The sequence below is a fragment of the Nonomuraea roseoviolacea subsp. carminata genome, assembly GCF_024172185.1.
In the GTDB taxonomy this organism is placed as follows: Bacteria; Actinomycetota; Actinomycetes; order Streptosporangiales; family Streptosporangiaceae; genus Nonomuraea; species Nonomuraea roseoviolacea.
Map to the genome: position 1 here is coordinate 1,954,453 of NZ_JAMZEC010000001.1, position 18,747 is coordinate 1,973,199.

Annotated in this window: 17 protein-coding genes; 9 read left to right on the top strand and 8 right to left on the bottom strand. The window is 71.4% G+C overall.

The window, feature by feature from the left end; all coding sequences use genetic code 11:
- Window positions 1–66 precede the first annotated feature (66 nt).
- The 3 genes from HD595_RS08855 to HD595_RS08865 all read right to left on the bottom strand — a co-directional run bounded on the left by HD595_RS08855 (window position 67) and on the right by HD595_RS08865 (window position 3,040).
- Complete coding sequence (locus HD595_RS08855) at window positions 67–1,161, bottom strand: NAD(P)/FAD-dependent oxidoreductase (RefSeq protein ID WP_253767411.1); 1,095 nt, start codon at window positions 1,159–1,161, stop codon at window positions 67–69.
- Window positions 1,162–1,237: 76 nt separating this feature from the next.
- Window positions 1,238–1,729, bottom strand: a complete 492-nt coding sequence (locus HD595_RS08860; RefSeq protein ID WP_253767413.1) for a MarR family winged helix-turn-helix transcriptional regulator — start codon at window positions 1,727–1,729, stop codon at window positions 1,238–1,240.
- Between the two features lie 45 nt (window positions 1,730–1,774).
- On the bottom strand, window positions 1,775–3,040 hold the full coding sequence (locus tag HD595_RS08865; RefSeq protein ID WP_253767415.1) for a GDSL-type esterase/lipase family protein: 1,266 nt from the start codon (window positions 3,038–3,040) through the stop codon (window positions 1,775–1,777).
- 262 nt (window positions 3,041–3,302) lie between these two features.
- Here HD595_RS08865 and HD595_RS08870 point away from each other — a divergent pair, with 262 nt between their 5' ends.
- Window positions 3,303–4,043: an SdpI family protein gene (locus HD595_RS08870; protein WP_253767417.1), complete on the top strand. Its 741-nt coding sequence runs from the start codon at window positions 3,303–3,305 to the stop codon at window positions 4,041–4,043.
- A gap of 5 nt (window positions 4,044–4,048) precedes the next feature.
- Here HD595_RS08870 and HD595_RS08875 read toward each other — a convergent pair whose 3' ends face one another.
- Window positions 4,049–5,134: a Gfo/Idh/MocA family protein gene (locus tag HD595_RS08875; RefSeq protein ID WP_253767419.1), complete on the bottom strand. Its 1,086-nt coding sequence runs from the start codon at window positions 5,132–5,134 to the stop codon at window positions 4,049–4,051.
- Window positions 5,135–5,264: 130 nt separating this feature from the next.
- Between HD595_RS08875 and HD595_RS08880 the strand changes: the two genes are divergently transcribed.
- The 5 genes from HD595_RS08880 (at window position 5,265) to lepB (ending at window position 10,067) form a co-directional block, all read left to right on the top strand.
- Window positions 5,265–5,846, top strand: coding sequence for a hypothetical protein (locus HD595_RS08880; protein WP_253767421.1), 582 nt, complete (start codon window positions 5,265–5,267; stop codon window positions 5,844–5,846).
- Window positions 5,847–6,562: 716 nt separating this feature from the next.
- Entirely contained in the window at window positions 6,563–6,706 is a 144-nt protein-coding gene (locus tag HD595_RS08885) for a hypothetical protein (RefSeq protein WP_253767423.1), read from the top strand.
- A 68-nt stretch (window positions 6,707–6,774) separates the two neighbouring features.
- Window positions 6,775–7,326 carry a peroxiredoxin family protein gene (locus HD595_RS08890; RefSeq protein ID WP_253767425.1) on the top strand — a complete coding sequence of 184 codons (552 nt, stop codon included), beginning with the start codon at window positions 6,775–6,777 and terminating at the stop codon, window positions 7,324–7,326.
- A gap of 48 nt (window positions 7,327–7,374) precedes the next feature.
- Window positions 7,375–9,546: an ABC transporter ATP-binding protein gene (locus tag HD595_RS08895; RefSeq protein ID WP_253767427.1), complete on the top strand. Its 2,172-nt coding sequence runs from the start codon at window positions 7,375–7,377 to the stop codon at window positions 9,544–9,546.
- Window positions 9,543–10,067 carry a signal peptidase I gene (gene lepB, locus HD595_RS08900; RefSeq protein WP_253767429.1) on the top strand — a complete coding sequence of 175 codons (525 nt, stop codon included), beginning with the start codon at window positions 9,543–9,545 and terminating at the stop codon, window positions 10,065–10,067. The genes HD595_RS08895 and lepB overlap by 4 nt, the downstream gene beginning before the upstream one ends.
- Before the next feature lie 524 nt (window positions 10,068–10,591).
- Here the strand turns inward: lepB and HD595_RS08905 are convergent.
- Together HD595_RS08905 and HD595_RS08910 are read right to left on the bottom strand one after the other, a co-directional pair.
- Window positions 10,592–11,320, bottom strand: a complete 729-nt coding sequence (locus HD595_RS08905) for an ABC transporter permease (protein WP_253767431.1) — start codon at window positions 11,318–11,320, stop codon at window positions 10,592–10,594.
- The gene (locus HD595_RS08910) at window positions 11,317–12,030 is read right to left on the bottom strand and encodes an ABC transporter ATP-binding protein (RefSeq protein ID WP_253767434.1); all 714 of its coding nucleotides are present in this window, start codon (window positions 12,028–12,030) and stop codon (window positions 11,317–11,319) included. Before HD595_RS08910 ends, HD595_RS08905 begins: the two co-directional genes overlap by 4 nt.
- Window positions 12,031–12,161: 131 nt before the next feature.
- Between HD595_RS08910 and HD595_RS08915 the strand changes: the two genes are divergently transcribed.
- The 3 genes from HD595_RS08915 to HD595_RS08925 all read left to right on the top strand — a co-directional run bounded on the left by HD595_RS08915 (window position 12,162) and on the right by HD595_RS08925 (window position 15,939).
- Window positions 12,162–13,289, top strand: coding sequence for a sensor histidine kinase (locus HD595_RS08915; protein WP_253767436.1), 1,128 nt, complete (start codon window positions 12,162–12,164; stop codon window positions 13,287–13,289).
- Between the two features lie 4 nt (window positions 13,290–13,293).
- Window positions 13,294–13,941 (top strand): response regulator, encoded by a 648-nt coding sequence (locus HD595_RS08920; protein ID WP_253767438.1) that lies wholly within the window; start codon window positions 13,294–13,296, stop codon window positions 13,939–13,941.
- Between the two features lie 795 nt (window positions 13,942–14,736).
- Window positions 14,737–15,939 (top strand): esterase-like activity of phytase family protein, encoded by a 1,203-nt coding sequence (locus HD595_RS08925; RefSeq protein WP_253767440.1) that lies wholly within the window; start codon window positions 14,737–14,739, stop codon window positions 15,937–15,939.
- A 238-nt stretch (window positions 15,940–16,177) separates the two neighbouring features.
- On the opposite strand, the gene HD595_RS08930 is transcribed toward HD595_RS08925, so the two are convergent.
- Together HD595_RS08930 and sigJ are read right to left on the bottom strand one after the other, a co-directional pair.
- The gene (locus HD595_RS08930) at window positions 16,178–17,338 is read right to left on the bottom strand and encodes an NAD(P)/FAD-dependent oxidoreductase (RefSeq protein ID WP_253767443.1); all 1,161 of its coding nucleotides are present in this window, start codon (window positions 17,336–17,338) and stop codon (window positions 16,178–16,180) included.
- Window positions 17,339–17,403: 65 nt separating this feature from the next.
- Window positions 17,404–18,276: an RNA polymerase sigma factor SigJ gene (sigJ, locus tag HD595_RS08935; protein ID WP_253767445.1), complete on the bottom strand. Its 873-nt coding sequence runs from the start codon at window positions 18,274–18,276 to the stop codon at window positions 17,404–17,406.
- Window positions 18,277–18,747 lie beyond the last annotated feature (471 nt).

Consider the following 18,747-nt stretch of genomic DNA (forward strand, 5'->3'; position numbering starts at 1 on the left):
CGCGGGCCGGTCCTTCGCGGGCCGGTCCTTTCGCGGGCCGGTCCTTCGCGGGCCGGTCGGCCCGGGTCAGGCGGGGCCGAACTGCTCGGTGAAGCGGCCGGTGAACAGGTCGGCGCCCTTGTAGGCCGACACGGTCTCCGCCGGGACGACGGCCGGGCCGTCGGGCGTGGGCAACTGGCCGACGCCGCCGCGCGGCCCGAGCGGGAGCAGGATCATCGGGTGCGGCAGGGGCCGGTAGGTGGCCGTGGGACGCTCGCCGTTCAGCTGGGCGAGGATGTTGCGCGCCACCACCTCGGCGTGCTGCATGGCGTACCCCGCCATCTTGGCCTCGGGGACGTCGGTGATGTCGCCGATCGCGTAGACGTGGTCGTAGCCGGTGACGTTGAGCGTCTCGGTGACCGGGACCTGCCCCTGTGCGTTGCGGCTGGTGAGCCGTCCGTCGGCGAGGTAGTCGCTGTTGGTGCGCACGCCGTGCGCGCGGAACCAGATGTCGGCGGTGATCTCCTCCCCGCCGGCGGTGGTGACGGTGAAGGTCCCGACCTGGCCGGGCTCGGTCGCCGGCGGCGCGATCAGCCCGCCGCCCAGCCGCACGCGGACGTCCAGCTCGTCGAGCTGGCGGTGCAGCTCCTGGCGCAGCTCCTCCGGGAACGCGGGCAGCAGCCGCTCGGCCGGATCGACGACGGTCACCTGCTTGTGCGGCCAGACCTCCTTGATCTCCCCGGCCAGCTCCAGGCCGACCGGCCCGGCGCCGAGGATCAGCACCCGCTCGGCGCCGGCCAGCTCCTTGTGGGTCCGGCGGAGGTCGTCCAGGACCTCGTCGGTGGAGTCGGAGACGGGCTTGGCCGGGTAGGCGTAGCTGGAGCCCGTCGCCAGGACCAGGTAGCCGGCCTCGATGCGTTCGCCCGAGGCCAGGGTGACGCCGCCGGCGTCCACGGAGACCGCGCGGTCGCGGACCACCCTGCCCCGCGTCAGCCACTGCTCGTAGGGGAAGAACATGGCGCCTCCCCATTCGGGCCGGGTCAGCGCCCGCAGCGAGCCCGCCGTGTTGACGAACGCGTCGCGGGGGTCCACGAGGACGACCTCCGCCTCGGCGTCCAGCGCCTTGGCGAGCGCCGAACCGCCGTAACCGCCGCCGACGACAACGACCGTACGACCACTCATGATGTCACACCCCGATCTGCAAAAGAGGTTGAGTTCGTGCCACGAACCATATTAGTTCGTAGCACGAACTGCAACCTCAGGGGCTCTGACGCTCGTGTTCCAGGCCGGCCCCTCCCCCGGACTCCAGGAAGACCACGGGCACCTTGTTCTCCGCCACGACAGTGCCGAGCAGGCCGGCGAGCGTGTCGCGGTCGGCCGCGGTCAGGCCCGCCGTCAGGTTCTCGACCCGCCGGCAGGTCTCGACGTAGAACTCCTCCGCGACCTTGGAACCCTTCCTGGTGAGCGCTATCCGCACCGCCCGCGAGTCCTCCGGGTCGGGTTTGCGCTGGACCAGGCCGTTGCGCTCGGTGCGGTCCACCAGTCCGGTGAGGCTCGACTTGGCCAGCCCCAGCACCGCGCCCAGCTCGCCCATGCCGTACGACTGCGCCATCAGCACGCACAGCAACTGGCCCTGCTGCGAGGTGAGGCCGTACTCCCGGGCGGACTCGGCGTACACGGCGTTCACCAGGAACGTGGACCGCACCAGCGCGGCCACCACTCCGATCTGTCCTTCATCTTGCTTAGCCACGCGTTCAGACTAACATTTCCAAGGCGCTACAATTCGTGAGACGAACTACCTCCGCAGGCCCTTTGTCGCGCTCTCGGCGAGGGCGGCGGCGATCGCGTGGTGCCCGGCGTCGTCGGGGTGCAGCCCGTCGATGAAGAGGAAGCCCGGCCGCGACCGCCCGGCGGCGGCCGGGTCCGCCATGGCGCGGTCGGCGTCCAGCACGGCGTCGTAGGCGCCGCCCGAGCGGATCCACCGGTTGAGCCCGGCCCGCGCCTCCTCCACCCGCTCGTTCCAGAACGGGAACAGGGCGCCCCGCAGCGGCGGGATGGTGACGCCGACGGCCTTGACGCCACGCGCGTGGGCCGCCGCGATCAACGCCCGGTGCCCGTCGATGAGCCGCCGGAGCGTGACCTCGGCGGCCGGCCCGACGCACGCGCCGCCGACCTGCGGAAGCCCGAGGTCGTTCGCGCCGAGATGCACGATGACCGCCCGCACCCCCGGCCGGTCCAGCACGTCCCGCCGGAAGCGGTCGAGGGCCCGGTCCCCGTAGCAGGGTGAGGCGCTGAGCAGGCTGTTGCCCGCGATCCCCGCGTTGACCGTGGCGAGCGGCCGCTCGCCCGTGCCGAGCCGTTCGGCCAGCTGGTCGACGAACCTGACGTCGGCGCCCGCGGTGGAGCCCACGCCGTCGACCAGCGAGTCACCGAACGCCACCACCGTGGCCGCCGCGCCCTCCACCTCGACGCCGGTCAGGTAGTACCAGGCGGACGTGGCCTCGCCGAAGGCGCCGGGCGCCGCGTCGCCGAGGTGGTCGCCATGGGCCCGGTAGGACGTGGCGGTGGTGAACCGGTGGAAGGTGGCGGGGCCGGTGGCCCCGCGCACGCGGAGCGAGACGGCCAGCCGTTCCAGGGGCGAGACGGTGAGCGCCACCGGATCGCTGACCAGCTCCTTCCCGGGCGGGACGGCCGCCGACGGCTTCCCGGCGAACGTCACGGGGCGGGCGCTGCCCGGCCACACCGCCGCCCCTCCGGCCGACCTGCCGACCCGTGCTCCGGCGATCAGCAGGGGGCGGGTGCCGTAGAGGTTGGACAGCCGGATGCGCACGCTCGGCCCGGCCACGGTCATCCTGATCACCTGCCGCAGCGTGTGGCCGTCGAAGCCCTCGACCGACCAGTTGGGCCCGTTGTCCGCGGTGCCCGGCGTGGGCCGCTGCATCGCGGCTCCCCACGCGGCCGTCCATGGTGCCGCGCCGGCGTCAGCCGCGGCGGCGGGCACGATCGCGGCCATCACGGCCACGGCGGCGCTCAACGCCACGGCCCATCTCGGTGATTTCATCAGGAACATCCCTTGGTCGTTCGCCGATTGACGATCACAGGAGTGTTCCGGAGGTCCGGCGGGCGGGGAGTCGGCCGTTCAGCCGATCTTGGCCATCAGTGGTCGGCCGTAGGGACGAGCCGCACACGTACCCACGAGTCACGGGGCCCGCCCGGACGGACGGACGCCTCTGGCCGAAACGCCCGCCCGCTGTTACCGTCGATCGTGGAGCGCCGGGAAGTCTGGTCGGCAACAGGACATCGAACCGACCCTGGAGGCGCCCATGCCGGACGATCGCATCCCCCCGGCCGACGGGGAAGACCCGACCCGTCCCAGCCGGATGGACACCCGCCCCACCGCGATCGGCGCCGCCCTCCTCGTCCTGGGCACGGCCGCCCTGTCGCTGTGGGCGTGGACCCGCATACCCGACGACGCCCGCTTACCCCTGCACTGGGACGCCTCGGGCAAGGCTGACCGGCTGGGCGGCAAGACCGAGGCGCTGACCACGCTGCCCGTGGTCATCCTGGTGTTGGCGGCGCTCCTGGTCGTGCTGCCACGCGTCGTGCCCGACCGCCGGCGACTGGCCGGCTCGGCGCGCGGCTACAACATCATCGCGATCGGCGTCCTCGGCCTGCTGGCCGCCATCCACGCGGCCTCGGTGCTCGGCGCGGTCACCGGAAGCGTTCCCTTGCTGAGGGTGGTGAGCGCCGCGCTCGGGCTGTTCACCGTGGCCCTCGGGATGGCCCTGCCCGGCCTGCGTCCCAATTGGATCGCCGGCATCCGCACACCCTGGACGCTGGCCGACGAGCGGTGCTGGGCGCTGACCCACCGGTTCGGCGGCCGTCTCTTCACGGCCGTCGGCGCGATACTGACCGTGGCGGCGCTCACGGCCCCCGAGGCGATCCTCATGCCCCTCGCGCTGGCGGGCATCGCCGGCGCGGGCGTCATCGCCGTGATCTACTCCTGGCGCGTCCGGGGCGCGACCTCAGCGGCTCCCCGGGACGGCGGCTCGGGCGGCAGGTGAGCGCGTCACGCCCCGCCGCCGATCCCCTCGATCTCGGACATGTCCACGGGTCGCCGCTCCGCCCGCGACAGCTCGCACGCCTCGGCCACGCGGAACGCCTCCAGCGCGTCGCGGACCGTGCACGGCGAGGGCCGCTCGCCGCGGGCGACGGCGGCGAAGGCCGCCAGCTCCGCCCGGTACGCCGGCAGGAAGCGCTCCATGAACGACCACGTCCGCGGCCCGCGCGGGAAGTCGACGCCCTCCTCGGCCGAGCTCATCGCCAGCGAGTGGTCGAGGCCGACGGCGATCGCGCCCTTCTCGCCGTGGACCTCCATGCGCACGTCGTGGCCGGCGCCGTGGTAGCGGGTCGAGGAGATCAGCGCGATCGTGCCGTCGTCCAGGGTCAGCAGGGCGCCGCCGGTGTCGACGTCGCCAGCCTCGGCGAAGAAGGCCGCGCCCTTGTTGGCGCCCGTGGCGTAGACGGTGGCCACCTCACGTCCGGTGACGAACCGCAGGATGTCGAAGTCGTGCACGTTGCAGTCGCGGAAGATGCCGCCGGAGGTCGGGATGTAGGAGGCGTGCGGCGGGGCCTGGTCGTGGGTGCCGGCCCGAATGGTGTGCACGAACCCGAGCTCGCCGGAGGCCACCGCGGCCCGCGCCCGCCGGTACCCGGCGTCGAACCGGCGCTGGAAGCCGACGTGGATCGGCACCGCGGAGCTTGCGGCGAGCTCGGCCAGTTCGATGGTCTCCTTCAGGGTGGCCGCCACGGGCTTCTCACAGAAGACGGGCACCCCGGCGGCGACGGCCTGACGCAGCAGCGGCGCGTGGCCGGGGGTGGCGGTGGCGACGACGAAGCCGTCGACGCCCGACGCGAGCAGCGCGTCGGCGTCCGGCACCACCCGGACCCCGACCTCCCTGGTCTCCCTTGTCGCCTCTGTCGCCCCTGTCGCCCCTGTCGCTCCTGTCGCCAGGAGCCTGAGCTCGGCGGCGACCCGTTCGGCCGCCCGCGGGTCGGCGTCTGTCACGACCAGCTCGTCGACGTCGTCGAGAGCGGCCAGAGTCCTGGCGTGGAAGGCGCCTATCCTTCCCACGCCCGCGAGCCCGATACGCATACGGCACCCTGTCCATTCGCGTCGTTGGGTCGTCACCCACCGCGGCCCCCGGCCCTGGGCAGGCGACCCCGGCGATGCCCCGAGACTGCCTCGCGACGCGCTATGGAGTCAAGCATTTGTCCTGACATCCGTGCGTAACGTCATACTCATGAACACAGACACACTGGTGTCACGGCCGCCCGCGGACCGCGACAGAGCCAATCAGAACCCGCGCCGGGACGGACCCGATCAGAGCGCGAGCCGTCTCGGCCGCGAAGCCGCTCGGCGCTTAGCGCTGTCGGGGGTCTGCGAGCTCAGGCCGGGCTTGACCGACAGGGAGTTCGCCCGGATCGAAGCCGAGTACGGCATCGAGTTCGCCGACGACCACCGCGCCTTCCTCGCCGCCGGGCTCCCGATCAACTCCGCCCGGCCGGAGGAAGGCTCCACCTGGGAGCACCCGTGGCCGGACTGGCGCGACGGTGACGAGGAAGAGCTTCACCTTCACGTGCAGTGGCCCGTACGCACGGTCCTGCACGATGTGGAGAAAGGCGCCTGGCTGACGTCATGGGGACCGCGGCCCGAGGATGCCGCGGAGGCGGCGCGAACAGCATTACAAGAGCTGGCGAGGGCACCGAAGCTGATCCCGCTCCATGCGCACCGCTTCCTGCCCGGCGGACGCGGCACGTACGGCCGGCATGTCCTGTCGGTGTGGGGCTCGGACATCGGGCCCTGATGAGCGAACGTCCCGGGAACGGACGCCATCCGTTCCCGGGACCTTGGGCAAGAAATGCGCCGTCACCCACCGACGACGCGTTTCTTGCCCACATGACTACCTACCTGCAGACGACGCAGCTGTAGCCGCCCTCGCAGTCGGTGCAGGCCCAGGTGCCGCCGGGGCAGGATTTCGTGCACGGTCCGATCGGCCGGCACCCGCAGCTGCAGTGCCCCGCCGAGGCGGACGCGCGCGGCAGAAGACCGTTGAGCATCCGGTCGGCGAGACTTCCGATAATCCGTGTCATCTCTCTCCCTTCGTCGCGGGAAACTCTCCGCGATCCGCAGAAAACCGTGGACCGGGTCGGCGGGACGCAAGGATCAGCGCGTTCCGACAACGCCGGCACCATTGCTCAGAGAATCGTTCGTTCATTCGACTGGCGTCAACCCCGCATTCTTCATTTCCTTCTCACACCAATCGCATTGTGCATGGCCGCACGCCCGCCATCAGGAGATTTGCACCCAAGTGGAAATGTCTAAATCGTCCGGGCGGCACATGAGAAACTGGCATCCGTACGCGGCCCCGACCACGGTTCATGAACGGCTAGGAGTCGGCATCCGGTGTTCTATCCGAAGATCACATTCCCTTGCGCAATAGCCGCCGCATTTTCCATCCCCACAGCGAGAAAACTCCGAAATCCAGCGGCATTGCTGATTTCGGGATCTGAGGCGGCGACCGTGCTCCTGGTCGACAAGCCCGCCACCACGAAGTTCGGATTTCTCGTCGCCGCGCTGCTGCCGCCCGCGCTCACGACCGGAATCCTGAACCTGCGCCTGCGCCTGCGGACCCCTCGACCCGGCCGCTCCGCCGTCCGCTGCTGATCACCGTCCACGATCCGGTCGTGCCGTCGCCGTACAGGAATCGAACCACTATCAGGAGAGGTCTACCCATGACACTGCACACCTCGCTCACGGTGGCCGTCGGCCTGCTGGGCCTGCTCAACCTCCTGCTCATGGTGGGCGTCATCCGCCGGCTCGGCGCACACACCGCGAAACTGACCGAGCTCCAGCACCGCGTGAACCGGGGTGCCGGCCTGCGGGCCGGCGGCCGGATCGACCGCTTCGAGGCGTCGGCGGTGGACGGTACGGCGGTCAGCTCGGACTCCCTGGCCGAGGGAACCGTGGTGGCCTTCTTCAAACCGGGTTGCGGGCCCTGCAAGGAGACGCAGCCGGAGTTCGTGGAGTACGCGCGCACCTCACCCCTCGGCCGGGACGGCGTGCTGGCCGTGGTGGTCGGCACCGGCGACGAGGTGCGGGAGATGGTCGCGGCCCTGTCACCGGTCACGCGGGTGGTCGTCGAACCGCTGGATGGGCCGGTGGCCGCCGCGTTCTCCCTCGAAGGGTTCCCGACGTTCGCGCGGATCGGCGCCGATCGGAAGGTGTCCGCGATCGGCCACGACGCCGGCGTGCTCGCCCCGGAGGCGGACACCGCCCTCGTGTGACGCGCACCCCGCTCCCCTCCGCGACGGCCGAGCCCCTGAGGTCCTCACATGCTCCCCAGAACCTACTTGTCCGCCGTAACCCTCGCCTGGCGCGCGGCACCGTTCCTGATCGGCGCATACCTGCTGGTGAGCGTGGTGGAGGCCGCGCTGCCGGTGGCGACCGTCTGGCTCGTGCGGGTGATCGTGAACGGCCTGGTCTCGCGGGCCCCCCTGCCCACCTTGCTGACACCGGCCACGCTGCTCGCGGCGGCGGGTCTGCTCTCCGCGTTCACCCCCCAGATCACCAGACTCCTGCGCGCCGACAGCCAGCGGGCCGTCGAGTACTTCACGGTGGAACGGCTCTACCAGCGGGTGGGCAACCTGGTCGGCCTGGCTCGCTTCGAGGACCCACGGTTCCTCGACCGGCTCGGGCTGGCGAAGGGCATCGGCGGCGACTCGTGCGGCGACGCCGTGTACGGTTCGCTGGGTGTGGCGCGGGGCGTGCTCACCATCACGGGCCTGCTCTCCTCACTGTTCCTGCTCAGTCCGGTGCTCACGGCCGCCGTGCTGCTGTCGGGTCTGCCGGCGTTCGCGGGCGAGTATCTGATCAGCCGGCAGCGGGCGAACACCTTCTGGAAGACAAGCTCCGCGCAGCGGCGGGAGCTGTTCTACAGCGGGTTGCTGGCAAGCGTCGATGCCGCGAAGGAGATACGCATCCTCGGAATCGGCGCCTACCTGCGGGCGAAGATGCTCGACGAGCGCCGGCTGGCCGATGCGGCACGCCGGCGGGTCGACCGGCGGGAGACGCTGGTGCAGACGACACTCGGGACGCTGGCGGCCGTGGTGGCGGCCGCCGCGATCATCTGGTCGGTCGCGCGGGCCGCCGGCGGACGGCTCTCCGTCGGTGACGTGTCGATGCTCATCGGCGCCATCGCGGCCTTTCAGGGCGCGGTGGGGTCGGTCGCCCTCCAGTTCGGCCTCACCAACCAGTCACTGCTGCTGTTCCAGCACTATCTGTCCATCCTGAACGAGCCCCGCGACCTCCCCGAACCGGCGCGCCCCCGGCCGGTGCCGCCGCTGCGGGACGCGATCGAGTTCCGTGATGTGTGGTTCCGGTACAGCGAGCAGCAGCGTTGGATCCTGCGCGGGGTCAACCTGCGGATCCCGCGCGGCACAGCGGTGGGGCTGGTCGGCCTGAACGGGGAAGGCAAGTCGACCCTCGTCAAGCTGCTGTGCCGGTTCTATGACCCGAGCCGGGGCGCGATCCTGTGGGACGGCATCGACCTGCGGCACTTCAGCGCCGAGAACCTCAGGGCACGGATCGGCGCTGTGTTCCAGGACTGCGTGCGCTACGAGCTGACCGTCGGCGAGAACATCGGCTTGGGCGACCTCGACCGGGCCGCCGACCGTACCCGGGTGGAGGCCGCGGCGGTACGCGCGGGCGCCCACGACTTCGTCATGGCGCTGCCGCAGCGGTACGACACGCTGCTCAGCCGTACCTTTCCCGGCGACGACGAGACCGGACAGAACTCGGGCGTCGACCTCTCCGGAGGGATGTGGCAGCGCATCGCCCTGGCCCGGGTGTTCCTGCGCGGCCGACGCGACCTCATGATCCTGGACGAGGCGGCGTCGGGCCTCGACGCCGTCGCCGAACACGAGATCAACGCGAAGATCAGGTCTCAGCGGGAAGGAGTCACCAGCGTCATCGTGTCGCACCGGCTGGGTACGGTCCGCGACGCGGATCTGATCGTCTACATCGCGGACGGCGTCGTCGCCGAGAAGGGCACGCACGGGGACCTGGTACGCCTCGGCGGTCGCTACGCCGAGGCGTTCACCGTCCAGGCGGCCGGCTATCAACCGGCCAGCTACCAGGCGGCCAGTTGCCAGGAGGCCGACTATCAGGAGGGACTGGCCGAGGCGAGGCCGCCCGACGCGAAGCCGCTCGACGCCGGGCCGACCAACGCGAAGCCGACCAACGCGGAGCCCTTCAACGCGAGGCCGACCAACGCGGAGCCGCTCGACGCGGAGCCCCTCGACGCGAGGCCGACCAACGCGGAGCCGCTCGACGCGGAGCCCCTCGACGCGAGGCCGACCAACGCGGAGCCGCTCGACGCCGGGCCGACCAACGCGAGGCCGACCGACGGGGGGCCGACCGACGGGGGGCCGACCGACGCGGGGCCGCTCGACGCGCCGGCCCCCCTGGTCGGCGGCCACGGACGGCAGCGGGTGCGGCACCCATGACCCAGATGGCGCTGGTGGCGGGACTCGGCGCGTTGTCGCTGTCGTGCCTCGCGGGGCTCTGGCTCCGGCGGACGTTCGTGATCGTCACCGTACGCGGCGGCAGCATGGAACCGACCCTCCACAATGGAGATCTCGTCCTCGTCCGGAGGACATCCCTTCGGCGCGTACGCCGCGGACAGATCATCGTGTTCCGGCTACCGGCCCATGCACGGCCCAAATCTCCGCAGCCCTCGCTCGACCCGCCGACCGGGGCGGTCGGTACGGGACGTTCCCTGGACGACCGGTTCATGGTCAAACGGGCGGTCGCCGTACCAGGGGACGAGGTGCCGGGAGATCTCCATCCGGCACTGTCACGTCAGGCGGGACAGCCGGTCCCGGCAGAGTGCCTCGTGGCGGTCGGCGACAACCTGGAGGCGAGCTTCGACTCAAGGAGCTACGGGTTCGTCACCTCCGAGCTGGTCCTGGGGACCGTGCTACGGCTGGTGGGCGCTTCAGCGCGACGCGCGTCGCGTACGAGCTGACGAGCCTCGAGCCGGAGCGGCCGCTATCTCGCGGACGCCCCCACCTCCCCTTGCACAACCGCGCCGACCACCCGAGACTCCGACGTGCCAGCCTCCGTGGCGCGGGGAGGACCCTCCTTTGTCGGTGCGCGGGGACCAGCCGCCACGCCCACAGCGCTCGCCGACGAACACGCCCTCGAAGCGAGGACCTCCCACAGAGAGCCTTCCCAGAGGAACCTCTCGGAGGAACTGCTCAGGAATGGCCTGATCAGAGGCGAGGCCGCACTGTCAGGCGCCGGCTCAGCAACCCGCCACAGCCACCCCGTGCGGGCGCCGCCGGCGTCGACCACCTCGAAGGCGCGCGAACGTCGACCACTGGCGCATCGGCCAGCACCACGGGACCGTCGCGTGCGACAAGGAGCAGCGGTGCCGGCTGGGCGGGAGACCTTGACCTCGGCCTCGACCTCGACCTCGACCTCGACCTCGACCTCGACCTCGACCTCGACCTCGACCATGGAATCAACCATCCTCACTCCCCCACACCGTCATCTCACCTCCCTGCGGGACACGCGGACGACACCGAGCAGCAGGGGAATCACGATCCACAAGGCGGCCGAGGCAGCCAGGCGCGCGGGGGCGACGTCCGCCCAGTCGCCGGTGGCGAGCGGCGCGGCGGTCCTGTTCAGATCCAGCCATTCCGCCAGCGTCTCCCCGGTGCCGCCGAGCATGGCGACGGCGTTCCACACGCCGGTGCTCGCCAGGTACACCACGATCGCCGCGGGGGCGTTGAGGAGAAGCGCGCCCAGAGCCACCCCTGCCAGGGTGAACAGCACGTTGGTGGCCGTCCAGCCGGCCATCGTGGCGGGTGTGGCGTTCCAGTGGGCGGGGACGTGCCGCACGGCGCCGGCCAGCGCGGTCGCCGGGACCGCGACAAGCAGTGCGAAAAGGCTGGCCACCGCGGCCGCGAGCGTCGGCGGGACCGCCTTGGCGGCCATCACCCGCCACCGGCGGGGTTCGAGGGCGAACGTCGTCAGGGCCGTGCGGTGGCTCCACTCGTTCGTCACCGTGAGGATCCCGAGCACCGGCAGGAGGTTGGCGTAGCCGAGGCCGGCCGTCCAGACCAGCCGTTGCAGGTCGGGGCCGATGTAGAGACCGCGGCCGGCGATCGCCGCGACAGTCAGGAGGAGCAGGACCGCGGTCAGGATCATGGCGCTGCGGGTGTCGAAGAGCTTGCGGGTCTCGACGATCAGCAGGCGGTGGAAGGGGACGGTCATGCGAGGCTCCGGTCGGCGTCGGCGGTCAACTCGAGGAAGGTCTGCTCCAGGCTGCGGCCGCGGTTGAGCTCGGCGACACCGCCCTGGACGAGCACGCGGCCGCGGCCGATCACGACGATGTGGTCGGCCACCTGCTCCACCTCGTGCAGGAGGTGGGAGCTGAGCAGCACGGCGCAGCCCGCGTCGGCCAGATCACGCAGCAGCGCGCGCATCCAGTGGATGCCCTGCGGGTCGAGGCCGTTGACCGGTTCGTCGAGGACGAGCGCGCGCGGCTTGGCGAGCAGCGCGTGCGCGATGCCGAGTCGTTGTCGCATGCCGAGGGAGTAGGAGCCGACGGCGCGCCGCGCCTCCGCGCGGGTCAGGCCGACCAGGTCGAGCGCCTCGTCGACGCGTGACCGGGGCAGCCCCAGCGTGATCGCGCCGAGGGTCAGCGTCTCGCGCCCGCTGCGGCCCGGGTGGAGGGCGCCGGCGTCGAGGAGCGTGCCGACCTGGCAGGCGGGACGCTCCAGCTCGTGGTACGGACGCCCGCACACGGTGGCCGAGCCGGAGGTGGCCCGGCCGAGCCCCACCAGGATGCGCAGCGCGGTGGACTTGCCCGCGCCGTTGGGGCCGACGAAACCCGTGACGCTGCCCGGCCCGACGGCGAAGGACACGTCGTCGAGCGCCTTCACGCCTTTGTAGGTCTTGGTGACATTGCTGAACTCGATCACGGACCCGAGTTCATCGCGAAAAGGCCCGCCCGGTCATCGGATCCAGGTCGACCATCGGGTAGCCCCAGGGTGGCACGACGATCGACCCAGGTCGCTAGGACCACACCTCCGCCCTTCCTAGGCTTGGGTCCGTGCACGACGCCCCCGCCCCCCAGCCGCCCCTCGACCGGTGGGGCAGCATGCTGCGCTATGTCGCGGCTCTGGCGCCGATGCTCTTCTACGGCGTGATCTGGGTCTGGATCGTCGCCCACAATCCGGACCGGCTGCCGCGCGCCCTCCTCGACGTGGGGCCGAGCCTGCTGGGGCTCGTCCTCATGCGGTGGCGGCGCCGGTGGCCGTGGCAGATCGCCGCGGTGACCGCGCTGCTGACCGCCGTGTCCAGCATGGCGACCGGCCCCGCCCAGGTGGCGTACGTGTCCCTGTGCACGCACCGCCGCTGGCGGCAGATCGTCCCGATCACGGCGCTGTTGTGGACCTGCATGTGTCTCTTCGCGGTCATCGGCGGCACGACGCAGCAGTTCCTGATCGGTCTGACCACCAACACCACGATCCTCGGCGGGCTGACTGTCTTCGGCCTCTACCTCCGTTCCCTGCGCGACACCGACCTGGCCAACAGGCGGGCGGAGGCCCACCGCGTCGAGCAGGCCAAGCTGGCCGAACGCGCGCAGATCGCCCAGGAGATGCACGACGCCCTGGCCCATCGCATGTCGCTGCTCGCGATGCTCGCCGGCGGCCTGGCCTACCGCACCGACCTCGGCCCGGACGAGATGCGGCAGACCGCGCAGGCCATCCAGGAGAGCGCCCACCTGTCGCTCAACGAGCTGCGCACCGTGCTCGGCACCCTCCGCTCCGACGGCGCCACCGCGGCGCCGCAGCCGACCCTGGCCGACCTGCGGGAGCTGTTCCACGAGGTACGGGCGGCCGGGCAGAAGGTCAAAGTGGCCGACACCATCGAGCAGCGCGACCTGCTGCCCACGCAGACCGGGCGCAACGCGTACCGGGTCGTCCAGGAGGCGCTCACCAACGCGCGCAAGCACGCGCCGGGCAGCAGCGTGACGGTCGAGCTGAACGGGCGGCCGGGCGGCGCGCTGCGTATCCGCGTGACCAACCCCACGCCGTTCGGGACGTCCGCCGGTCCCGGCGGCAGGCTGGGCCTGGTCGGCCTGGGCGAACGGGTCCGCATGGCGGGCGGCACGATCGAGCACGCCCACCAGGAGAGACGCTTCGTCCTCGATGTCCGGTTGCCGTGGGAGGCTTGACCCCGTGATTCGCGTGGTGATCGTGGACGACGACCCGATGGTGCGCACCGGCCTGCGCCTCATCCTGGGCGGCGAACCCGATGTGCGGTTCGTCGGCGAGGCGGGCGACGGCCGCGAGGCGGAGAGCGTGATCAGCGAGCTGCGGCCCGACGTCGTGCTGATGGACATCCGCATGCCGGGCCAGGACGGCCTGGTCACGACGGAGACGCTGCTGTCCTGGCCGGAGCCGCCGCGCATCCTCGTGTTGACCGCCTTCGACGCCGACGACATGGTGCTGCGTGCGCTCCGCCTCGGCGCCGCCGGCTTCCTGCTCAAGGACACCCCTCCGGCCAAGATGGTGGAGGCGGTCCGCGCCGTGGCCGCCGGCGAGCCGGTGCTGTCGCCCAGCGTCACCCACCAGGTGATCGCCGCCGCGACGGGCGGTCACCAGCCGCACCGCGAGGAGGCCAGACGCGAGCTGGCCAAGCTGACCGACCGAGAACGCCAGGTGGCCATCGAGGTGGCCAGAGGCCGTTCCAACACCGAGATCGCGCAGTGCCTCTACATGAGCGTCGCGACGGTCAAGGCCAACATCACCCGCATCTTCGCCAAGCTCGGCGCCGACAACCGCGTCCAGGTCGCCATGAAGGTCCGCGACGCCGGGTTTCTCTGATGTGTGACGGGCTCCCCTCCACCGGCGCCGACCCGGTCGCCGTCCAGCGGCAGTCCGACCCGGCGAACCAGCTCCGCCTCCTCCAGCCGCCCCGTCTGCGCCAGAGCCTCGGCCAGTCGCGGGGCTGCCGACCCATCTCCGGCGTCAACGCGTGCGCGCAACTCCTCCGCGCGGCCTTGGTCCGCAAGCGAGCTGGGGCAGGCGTACCCGGACAGGCCAGTCGCCGATGTGGGCACAGGCGCGCAACTCCTTCCCTCCCTCGGCCCCTAAGCAAGCCGGGGCTGGCATACACAGGCAAGCCAGTCGCCGGTGTCAGTGCTGGCGTAGGCGCAGAACTCGTCTTCTCGCCCCTTCTGCGAGCAGGACGGCGGGCCGCTCGGGGGCGAGGACGTCTTTGGCCTCATCCGCGTGCGCACGCAGGAGGGGTTTGGCCTCCTCCGGCCGGCAGTGCGCAACGAGGAGATCGGCAAAGACGCGATGTGCGGAATCAGGCGCTGACATGGCCAGACAAGCGGCAACGTCAAGCCATCCTGACCCCGGCGTCCGAAGCCCGAGAGGTGGCGGGGTGTCACCGCGTGCCCCGGGATCACACCGGGTCGACCCGCGGTCTCATGAGCCGGCGGCGAGGAAGCCCCGGTGCCGACCGTCACGCTGGGGCGACATCGGAACCGAGTGTGTGACGCCACGGCAACAGGATGATCAATGCAGTGCCATCAACGAGAGGTGGCAGAAGTTCGCGCCAGGCTAACGGGCTGATCGCCGTCCCGTCACTCAGCGTCCCTACCGTGCCGGGGCATGAAGAGCATCGCCATCATGATGTGCGCCGGCGCGCTGGTCGCCGGTCTCGCCGCGCCCGCCGCCGCCGATCCCGGGCGCGAGGCGAACGGCAGGGCCACGCTGACGGGCTTCGCCGCGCTGCCGGCCCAGACGTTCGTGCCCGGCAGCGAGCCGTCCGGCGCGCATCTGGGCACCGACCCGATCAACGGGGTCACCCCGCCGTTCCCCGGCCAGCCGGTGCAGGGGTTCAGCGGCATCGCCCGTCGTCCCGACGGCTCGTACGACGTCCTGTCCGACAACGGCTACGGCGCGCAGGCCAACAGCGCCGACTTCCTCCTCCGCGTCCACCGGATCAAGCCGGACTTCACCACGAAGTCCGTCCAGGTGCTCGGCGGCTTCCACCTCTCCGACCCGCGCAAGCTGGTGCCGTTCCCGCTCACCAGGGCCAACCGGACGCTGACCGGCGCGGACTTCGACGTCGAGTCGATCGTGCGGGCCGCCGACGGCGGCTACTGGATCGGCGACGAGTTCGGCCCGTTCCTGCTGCACTTCGACGGCGAGGGACGGCTGCTGGAGGCGCCGATCGAGCTGCCCGGCGTGAAGGCGCCGGAGAACCCGTACCTGAACGGCGCGGAAGCGAACCTCGGCCGCAGCAAGGGCTTCGAGGGCATGGCGCGGTCGGTGGACGGCCGCCGCCTGTACCCGTTGCTGGAGGGGACGGTGACCGGCGACCGGCCGGGCGACCTGCGCATGTACGAGTTCGACCTGCGCAGGCGCGCCTACACCGACCGGCGCTGGACCTACCGGCTGGACGACCCGTCGCACTCCATCGGTGACATGACGGCGGTGGACCGGCACAGGTTCCTCGTCATCGAGCGTGACAACCTGCAGGGGGACGCCGCGAAGGTCAAGCGCGTCTACCTGGTGGACACGCGGGACAGGGACGGCGACGGCACGCTGGACAAGACCCTCGTCGCCGACCTGCTCGACCTGGCCGATCCGCGCGGCCTCGGCGGCACGGGCGGCACGGGCGGCACGTTCAGGTTCCCGTTCCAGACGATCGAGGACGTGATCGTCCTCGACGACCGCACGCTCGGCATCCTGGACGACAACAACTTCCCGTTCTCCTCCGGCCGCACCCCTGGTCGCCCGGACGACAACGAGTTCATCACCGTACGGCTGGCGCGCGGCCTCGGCACCGATCCCCGCGTCTACCGGTAACGGCCTCTCGGCGCGCCTCGACCGCGGGCCTGCTCCGCCACGGCGCCGGACAGGTCCACTGCAGTCCTCACCCAGCAGACCCCGCACGTCGAAGCCCGGTCCGCACGCCCGCGTCACTGAACCACCCCACCCGCTGGAAACCCTTCGCACCCGGGAGACAACGGTGACCCGACGCGGTGGCGGGAGTGCGGGGAACGCGGCGGCCGGCAGTCCGCCGCGTTCTGGAGGAGGGCGGGGTTCAAGGGGCGGGAGTCTCCTCGTCGCGGGGGAAGAAGGGCAGCTCGATGTGGACGCGGTCGGCGGCGGCGAGAATCTTCTCCGCGTCGTCGACCGGCGGGTGGATCGCCTGGTTGATCCGCGTCTTGATCTCCTTGCCGTCGGCGCCCGAGGCCATCACCCTTCGATCCCAGCCCCGCGTGAAGATCCCGCCGGCGCCGCCCAGGTCCAGGCAGGTGACGTACGGGCCGGGGGTGAAGTCGCGCAGCGGCACGTGGAGCAGGTCGGCCGCCGCGTTGTACCCGGCGACCTTGCCGAGCGGGGTGGCGTGCTGGCACGCCTGCATGACGGTGTGCTCGGCGTCGAACGCCGCAGCGGCGGTGTCCCCGGCGACGAACACCTCGGGAAGGGCGCGCAGCCGCCGATCCACCGGTATCCGGCCGAGGTGATCGAGCTCGTCGCAGATCTGCCGGGTAAGCTCGCTGGCCCGCATCCCCACCGACCAGACCACCGCGTCCGCTTCGGCCTTGGTGCCGTCGGAAAGGACGGCGTACCCGTCGCCGACCTCGGTCACCGTCGTCCCGAGACGGCGTTCGACGCCCAGCTCGTCCAGTGCGGCCTCGATCTCCGCACGCGGACCCGGGCCGAGCTGGTCCGCGACCACCTGCGACCGGTCCACCAGCAGCACCCGGCCCCGGGCGGCCAGCGCGGTCGCGGCCTCCAGACCGGTGAATCCCGCACCGACGACCACGGCCGTGCAGTCCTCCCGCTCGCGCAGATGGTCGGTGAGCCGTCGAGCCCCGTCGAGAGTGTCGATGTCGAAGAGCCGTTCGGCGCCGGGCAGGTCGTGGGGCCGAACCAGCCTGCTGCCGGACGCCAGCACCAGGCGGTCGTAGCCGATCTCCTCACCACCGGCCACCACCACGCGGCGGTCGGTGTCGATCGTGCTCACCGAGGCACGCAGGTGGCCGGCGCCGATCGGCCCGAGGATCCTGCGCAGCTCGACCTTGGCCAGGTCCGGCTCGGGCTCGTACAGGCGCGGCCGGAGCACCAGGTGCTCGTCCGGCGCGATGAGCGTGATGCGCAGGTTCGCGTCTCCGCCTGCCCGCTCGCGTGCCAGCGCCGCGCCCGCCGCGCTCCACACGCCCGCGAAACCGCCTCCGATGATCACGACGTGTGCCATCGTCCCGTCCTCTCTCAGCCTCACCCCTGGGGATCCGGGGACGGCAGGGAGACAAGACAGCGGGTTCAGATGTGACCGATGTGGGCGAACTTCTCGGGATTGGCCAGTCTCCGCAACGTCGTGATCCGCCCGTCGGCGACCTCCACGGTGTCGAGCCAGACCAGTTCGCCACCGCGGTAGGTCGCCAGGGCCGGCTGCCCGTTCACCTCGATGATCTGGAACGCGTCGGGACGCCTGATCTCGATCTGCCTGACCGCCAGCAGGGCGATCGGCTCGGCGCCCTGGACCGGCCTGCGCGCGGCGGTCACCTTGCCGCCACCGTCGGCGACATAGACGGCCTCGGGGTGCAGCAGCTCGACGAGCTCCGCCAGGTCTCCCGCGTCGGCGGCCGCCTTGAACGCCTTGAGTACGCGTTCGGTCTCTGCCTTGGACGCCCGGGGACGCTCCTTGACCGCGGCGACCCGCGCCCGCGCGCGGGAGGCGAGCTTGCGGCTCGCGGCGGGCGTGCCGCCGAGCACCTCGGCGATCCGGCCGAACGGGAAGCCGAAGACGTCGTGCAGCACCAGCGCGACGCGCTCGGCCGGGGTGAGCGTCTCCATGACCACCAGCATCGCGGTGCTCACCGACTCGTCCATGAGCACCTGATCGGCTGCGTCGGGCCCGGTCAGCAGGGGTTCGGGCAGCCAGGGCCCGACGTAGGACTCCCGCCGGACACGCGCGGAGCCGAGCACGTTGTACGACGTCCGGGCGGCCAGGGTCACCAGCCAGGCCCGCAGATCACGCACCTCGGACAAGCCGGCGGCGGAGGCGCGCAACCAGACCTCCTGCGTCACATCCTCGGCCTCGGCCACACTGCCGAGGATCCGGTAGGCCGCCCCGAACACGGCGGGGCGATGCGCTTGCCAGTCGGCCTCCGCCAACGGACCGGTCGGCTCCACCCTCGGCCTCCTGCTGGATCAGTACGCCGATTCTAGGAGGCCCGGCGTCACCTGGGCCACGGCCACCAGGCGTATACCCAGGCGCCTTTCCAAGGTGTGTGGAGGGACACCCGGGAGCGACGAAGTCCCGCAGGTCGCCGTTCGACGCCCACCAGGTTCTTCAGAGAATCTCGGGAGGCGGTGTCGGATCGTGGCGTCCAGAAGGGGCGGCACCGAGGCGAAGGAACCGCGATCATGAAGCTGACGACCGTGGCTCAGGGCACCATCGATGGAGATCGGCGTGGCGCGCTGACGCTGCGCACGGCCGCCGCAGCGGGTCACGCGTGGCGGCGAACGTCATGAGCTCCGGCACGACCGAGAACGCCACCAGCCACCCCGCCAGTCCGGCGACCCAGTCGTACTCGGCCGCGAGCGCGAACCCGCTTCATGGACCATTCAACGGACGAAACAAAAAGCAGATAAAGGCGACCG